This window comes from Kurthia populi, assembly GCF_042686175.1.
GTDB lineage: Bacteria > Bacillota > Bacilli > Bacillales_A > Planococcaceae > Kurthia > Kurthia populi.
This window is the reverse complement of sequence record NZ_JBHUOR010000119.1, coordinates 21,588-28,109: the sequence shown is the minus strand read 5'-3', so window position 1 is coordinate 28,109 and position 6,522 is coordinate 21,588. Positions and strand designations below refer to the sequence as shown.

General features: G+C 40.0%; 5 protein-coding genes. 1 reads left to right on the top strand and 4 read right to left on the bottom strand.

The genetic code is table 11. From position 1 onward, the window contains the following. Positions 1–108: 108 nt before the first annotated feature. Complete coding sequence (locus tag ACFSY7_RS13660; protein ID WP_139995722.1) at positions 109–1,806, bottom strand: M3 family oligoendopeptidase; 1,698 nt, start codon at positions 1,804–1,806, stop codon at positions 109–111. 208 nt (positions 1,807–2,014) lie between these two features. Between ACFSY7_RS13660 and ACFSY7_RS13655 the strand changes: the two genes are divergently transcribed. Further along, positions 2,015–3,100, top strand: coding sequence for a YecA family protein (locus ACFSY7_RS13655; RefSeq protein ID WP_380148216.1), 1,086 nt, complete (start codon positions 2,015–2,017; stop codon positions 3,098–3,100). 90 nt (positions 3,101–3,190) lie between these two features. Here the strand turns inward: ACFSY7_RS13655 and ACFSY7_RS13650 are convergent, their stop codons facing one another. The 3 genes from ACFSY7_RS13650 to ACFSY7_RS13640 all read right to left on the bottom strand — a co-directional run bounded on the left by ACFSY7_RS13650 (position 3,191) and on the right by ACFSY7_RS13640 (position 6,428). Beyond that, positions 3,191–3,748, bottom strand: coding sequence for a YdcF family protein (locus tag ACFSY7_RS13650; RefSeq protein ID WP_139995718.1), 558 nt, complete (start codon positions 3,746–3,748; stop codon positions 3,191–3,193). A 52-nt stretch (positions 3,749–3,800) separates the two neighbouring features. Then, complete coding sequence (locus ACFSY7_RS13645; protein WP_380148215.1) at positions 3,801–5,504, bottom strand: methyl-accepting chemotaxis protein; 1,704 nt, start codon at positions 5,502–5,504, stop codon at positions 3,801–3,803. Positions 5,505–5,714: 210 nt separating this feature from the next. Further along, the gene (locus ACFSY7_RS13640; protein ID WP_126991466.1) at positions 5,715–6,428 is read right to left on the bottom strand and encodes a YebC/PmpR family DNA-binding transcriptional regulator; all 714 of its coding nucleotides are present in this window, start codon (positions 6,426–6,428) and stop codon (positions 5,715–5,717) included. Positions 6,429–6,522: the final 94 nt, after the last annotated feature.

Below are 6,522 nucleotides of genomic sequence, written 5' to 3'. Positions count from 1 at the left end.
AGCACTTTCATTGATCAACAATCGACCAAGAAAGTGCCTCAACTGGAATACCACACAGGATGCATTTGAATGTGAAGTGGTGCAGTTAATTTGACAATCTATCATCATTTAAAGTGCTGTATCGTCCACACCATCTAAATACGCACGAATCGCTATCATCACATCTTCTAAACAGCCATCTTCAAATGGTGATACAAGATTTGCTTCTGCAACAAGTTTTGTGAATGATTTTGATCCACCTTGGCGACATAAATGAAGATAATCTTTCCACGCATCTGCGTGGTTTTCACGGTCACGTTTCCAGAATTGGAACGCACACACCTGAGCCAATGTGTAGTCAATATAATAAAACGGACTATTATAAATATGTTGCTGACGTTGCCAGAAACCGCCACGCTCTAAATAGTCATAGCCATCGTAGTCACGATGTGGTAAATAAATCTCTTCGATTTTTTTCCACGCTGCTTTACGCTCAGCTGGTGTCATTTCTGGATTTTCATACACAACATGTTGGAATTCATCGACAGCAACACCATATGGTAAGAATAATAGTGCTTCACTTAAATGTGAGAATTTATATTTCTCAACATCTTCTTTGAAGAATAACTCCATCCAAGGCCATGTGAAAAATTCCATACTCATTGAATGGATTTCACATGACTCATAGGTTGGCCATAAATATTCCGGAATGCCGATGTTACGACTAGAGTACACTTGGAAGGCATGGCCTGCTTCGTGTGTTAATACATCAATGTCCCCAGATGTACCGTTGAAGTTTGAGAAAATATACGGTGAGTTGTAGTCTTCAATAAACGTACAATAACCGCCGCCCTCTTTGCCTTTTTTCGCTACTAAATCCATTAAGTTATGGTCAATCATAAAGTTGAAAAATTCGCTTGTTTCGCGAGAAAGTTCATCATACATTTTTTTACCATTATCAACAATCCATTGTGGGTCACCTTTTGGAATGGCATTCCCTGTTTTAAAAGCAATTGGTTCATCATATGATTTTAATTTATCAACGCCGATACGTTTCGCTTGGCGCTCACGTAATTCCGTTGCATATGGTACGACAACGTCACGAATTTGGTCACGGTAGTTTTTCACCATTTCCGCATTGTAGTCCACGCGATTCATTAACACATAGCCAAGCTCTACATAGTTTTTGTAGCCCATTTTTGTCGCCATTTCATGACGGACTTTTACTAAATCGTCATAAATGCGGTCAAACTCGTCTTCATGTGCGCTGTAGAAGCCAAATCGGGCCTCTTGAGCGGCTTTACGTACATCGCGGTCACTTGATTCAGCAAATGGACCAAGTTGCGCTAACGTGTATGTTTCACCGTTAAAATCGATTTGTGCCGATGCGACAAGTTGCTGATACTCAGAAGACAATTTATTTTCTTTTTGCATTAGGTCAATAATATCTTTTGAAAAGCCTTTGATTTGGTAGTCAGCTAAGTCAAATAACTGCTGGCCCCATTTTGCTTCAAGCTCTGTACGGAATTTTGAAGTAGTTAGCGCTTTGTAGTATTCCGTTACAAACTCTTCGTATTGCGGGCTGATTTCGTCGATATACTCGCGCTCTGCTTTATAAAATTCATCAAGTGTATCAATCGATGCGCGAATATAGCATAAGTTCGCTGCAGTCGAGAAACGATTTTGAATGGTATTGATTTGGTCAATAACCTCACTTTGTGCTTCTACAGTATCAGCTGCATTGAATTTTTCCAGTAATTCAGTGTAGTCTTGCTTAATATCGTCCATGTCCGGGCGTGCATATTGATAATCGTTAAAGGTTACCATTTTTTCATCCTCCTCTATTTCGCATCACGAAATAATTACTATTATTATTGTCATTTATTAATTGAAAATTTGCAACAATTATTCGGAATATCTCGTTATACCTAGAAATATATCCCACAAAGATGTAAATTAGCGTAAAATACTTATTTTTTTTCCCACATTGTGATAATCTAATTCTATGCCTAAATTTTAAAGTGAGGTGCTTACATTGGTAGGACGTAATGATCCTTGTCCATGTGGTAGTGGCAAAAAGTATAAAAAGTGTCATGGTAAAAATGTAAATGGCGATATTACTGCAGTAGTAGAAAGTGAAATTACTCGTCTTAAAGGCGTTTTTGCTCAACACTACTATCAAAATTTCAACTATAAATTACAACCACGTTATCAAGCATGGAGTCAAGAACTTCAACATGCTCCACATCTTCCAGAGGGATATCTTGAGTACGCTGTAGCTGATACAGCAATGTACGTTGATGAGCCTGCAGATTGGAAACAATATGTTGAACAAATTCAAGCGGATGATTCAGTTCGCGAACAAGTAAAAGTTGTATTCGCAGAAGCGGCAGAAGCTAAATTCGCATTAGCAGAAGTAACAGGTAGCGACGAAAACGTATTAAACTTACAAGACGTTGCCACTGGTGAAACTTATGTAATGCCAATTTCAGAAAATGCAAAAACTGCAAAATGGGTATTTGGTGTAATCTTTAATGATTCACGTGTTGGTGAAAACGGAATTTCTGCTGCGCAAAGCACATTATTCATTCCAGAAGCACTTAGCATGGTAACAGATATCATGAAAGCTAAAATCGAAAACGGTGTAACGGACGCATTAGAACTTTACAAAGCATTCGTTGAAATCTTAGAAAACGATACAACTGATGCTCCTGTTGAAGCAAAAGAAGTAACGGCTACTGAGGAAGCAATCGTTGAAGAAGATGGCGATGCAGATGCTGGTGAACCAGTAGAAGCTGAAGAAATCGTAGAAGTTGAAGAAGCAACTGAAGAGCAAACTTTCGAACAAGAAATCGCTGCTCTTGTAAAAGCTTATTTAACTGAATACAACTTAGATGCAACTGATTTCGTGAAATCTGTAGATGCTTACTTAGCTGAAACAGACATTAAAGCGAAAAAAGCTGGCGCTGTAGCTGCTGGTGCAATCCTTGCTGGTCAAACAGCTGGTGTTGTTCCAGAAGGCGGCCTATCTAAAGTTAAAGATGTTGCAGAGCATTTTGATGTTTCTTCATCATCATTATCTAAATACCGCAAAGAAATCGCTGAATACTTAGCGAAATAATTTGCACAAAAAAAGGAATCGCGCATTGGCGCGGTTCCTTTTTTTATTGTCACATATAGAAAAATTCATTTTTATACACCTGTGGATAACTTAGCGACCAAAAAGCCAAGCGCGTAAAATCGCTAGTTTCTCTCGTTCACGTACTTTACGACGAATGCCCCCTGGCGTTTTCGCACCAAGCGTATCCACCTTTAAGCCCTGCCACTTCGCGAGTACCTTCGCCCGTTCTAAGTGATAGTCATTTGAAATGATGGTCACCTGCGTCATTTCTGGTAGGAGCTTATGTGTAAAAACAATATTTTCATACGTCGATGTCGAGCGGTCCTCTTCGGTAATGCGCGCCGCATCAATTCCCTGCTTCGTCAAATAACGCTTCATAACCGAGGCCTCGGTATGATTTTCATCAAAGCCTTGACCACCAGAAACGATGACGTGCACATGCGGATAACGCGTCGCATACGCTGCCGCGACATCTAGACGGTAACGTAGCGCATTCGTTGGTGTCCCATCACGTTGTACCTTTGCGCCTAATACAAGCACATATGGATAAACCCCATTCGCTTTTGGATAGTGCCCTCGTCTTAGCGCAACGCTCGTTAAACTATATATAGCAGCTACCATTGATAAAGCGCCAAAAATCTTTTTCATTACCATCACCTCATTTAAAAAAAGAGAGGGGTTGATTCCTCTCTTTTACGGTCTATTCCTTTAATTTATAACGACTTACTAATTCCATCAAGTTTTCTGCTGTCGCCGCAAGTTCATCGGCGCTTTTAGTTACTTCATACATCGACATACTCGACTGCTCAACAGAAGCGGTCGTTTGTTGAATACCAGCGGCCGATTCTTCTGTTAGCGCGGCATTATCCTCCACAATATGCGTCATGTCAACGCTCTCGCTTAGCACTGCTGTTAAGTTTTGAGATACTTCGCTCACATTATTTGCCACTTCGACAATCGCATCGTGAATCGTCGTAAAATTATCACCTGTATGTTGAATTTGTGCCGTCCCTTTTTCGACAGCCGCATAACCTGTTTGCAAGGCATCTACTACATCGCTTGTTTCTTGTTGAATACCGCTCACGATGCCCGTAATATCTGACACCGAGCTAGATACTTGTTCCGCTAATTTACGCACCTCATCAGCGACAACCGCAAAGCCCTTACCATGCTCGCCTGCACGCGCCGCTTCGATTGCCGCGTTTAGCGCCAGTAAATTCGTTTGATCCGAAATTTCTTGGATGACTTCAACAAGCTGTGTAATTTCTTTTGATTGGTCGTATAAATGATGCACTTTCGTCACGGAATCTTTGACGATATGGTCGATTTCAACCATTTGTTGCACTGAATCATTCATCAACGCTTGACCATCTTTTGTATTGTCTAATGCGGTCGTTGCATGATGCTGAATTTGCGTGCCGCTATCATTGACATCATTTAGGTGACGCGTAAATTTCTCCATTTTCGATGACATATCACCAGAGTTCCCTGCTTGTGACTCGGCGCTTTGTGCTAATTCATTCATCGTAATCGCAATTTGATTTGAGCCTTCCATCGTTTCATTCGCCGATTGATGTAGCTCTTCACTATGCGCAGAAAGTACTTCCGCATTTTCCTTAATCTGTTGTAACATTACATTGTTCTTTTCTAGTAGCTTATTGCTAATATCGACAAGCTGCGCTGTTTCATCGCGTAAATTCGTGTCGATTTTATCGCCCGTCAAGTCACCATCTGCAACGGCGCGTAATTGACGAATAACACGATTAAGCGGTTTTGTAATCGTTGTTGCCGTAAAGAGCGCGATACCCACCCCAACAATTAAAATAATTACCGACACAGTAATCGACATTTTAATGATGTTTTCCCCAACAGTTATCGCTGTCTTACTGTCTTCTAATACCTGCGTTTCACGGTCTGTCGCAATTTGGTTAAAGCCTTCCATCATATCGCGCGCATACGTTTGTGCCTCGCCTTGTAAAAGTTCAGAGGCTTGTTCTTTTTCACCATTGTCATAGGCTACGAACACTTCATTCGTAATAATATCTGACCACTGTGTATTTTTTTCAAGCAATGCCTTTGTTTCTGCAGAAGTCGACATGCGCTCAAGATTAGCCGCAATTTCCTCTGCTTCTGTCGAATACGTTTCAAATTTATCCTTATAATCTTGCTCACCAGTTAATAAATACCCGCGCACTAACGCGATGCGCTCCGCAATATTAAACGACATTTTCTCATCATTCACAAGCAGTGGTAGCTTTTGATTCCCTAAATCTTTTAGACCCGAATTGATTTTATTAATGGAAGTAATGCTATAAATACTCAACATTAAATTCAACACGAGTACGGCCGCAAATCCCATTAAAACCTTTGTTTTTAACTTACGAAAATTAAAATACTTTTTCATACTCTCCCCCTAAAATAAGGAATATAGTAACGCATATTCCATTTTTTCTTCCTTCTATATAAACCTATTTTACTATTTAATGCAGATACTTACAATCAAACGAAACATTTTACACAAACTGTACACATATAATGGAAACGTTCATTTTTAACGCAAAAAAGCAGGTAGCGCATTTACATACGCTACCTGCTTCAGCCGTAAAACGAAAAATTAAAGCTCTACGTTATGGAAAATTTGTTGTACATCTTCAAGCTCGTCTAAAGCATCAATCATTTTTTCAAATTGTGCTTTCGATTCGTCATCAAGTTGTACTTCTGTTTGTGGAAGCATTGAAATTTCAGCTACTGTGAATTCTTCGATGCCTTCCGCTTTTAATGCATTATCTACTTTTGCGAAGTCTGTTGGCTCAGCATAGATAATTGTTACATCGCCTTCTTCAAATACGTCACGAATGTCGATGTCAGCCATGATAAATGTTTCTAATAACTCGTCTGCCGATTTACCTTCTACACCGAAAACAGCTGTTTTTGTGAACATATAATCTACTGAACCTTTTACGCCCATGTTACCGCCGTTTTTACCGAAAGCAGCACGTACGTCAGAAGCAGTACGGTTTACGTTGTTTGTTAGGGCATCTACGATTACCATTGAACCGTTTGGACCGAAACCTTCGTAGCGTAATTCGTCGAATACTTCATCCACATTACCTTTCGCTTTGTCGATTGCGCGGTCGATGATGTGTTTTGGTACGCTATATGTTTTTGCACGTTCTAAAACGATTTTTAGAGCGCCATTTGATTCTGGATCAGGTTCGCCTGATTTTGCCGCTACATAAATTTCACGACCAAATTTAGCGTTAATACGGCTAGCATCTTTATCTTTTGCTGCCTTTTTTTCTTTAATGTTATTCCACTTACGTCCCATGTAATTTCACTCTCTTTCAAAATTAGGATACATTTAAATGACGTTGTGGGCAGAAAAATAGCGCCCACAGAAGGACGAGCCATTAATGGACTTT

Coding starts and splice junctions, on each gene's coding strand:
- ACFSY7_RS13660 (WP_139995722.1), bottom strand. CDS start 1,806: ATGGTAACCTTTAACGATTATCAATATGCACGCCCGGACATGGACGAT.
- ACFSY7_RS13645 (WP_380148215.1), bottom strand. CDS start 5,504: ATGAAAAAGTATTTTAATTTTCGTAAGTTAAAAACAAAGGTTTTAATG.
- ACFSY7_RS13650 (WP_139995718.1), bottom strand. CDS start 3,748: ATGAAAAAGATTTTTGGCGCTTTATCAATGGTAGCTGCTATATATAGT.
- ACFSY7_RS13640 (WP_126991466.1), bottom strand. CDS start 6,428: ATGGGACGTAAGTGGAATAACATTAAAGAAAAAAAGGCAGCAAAAGAT.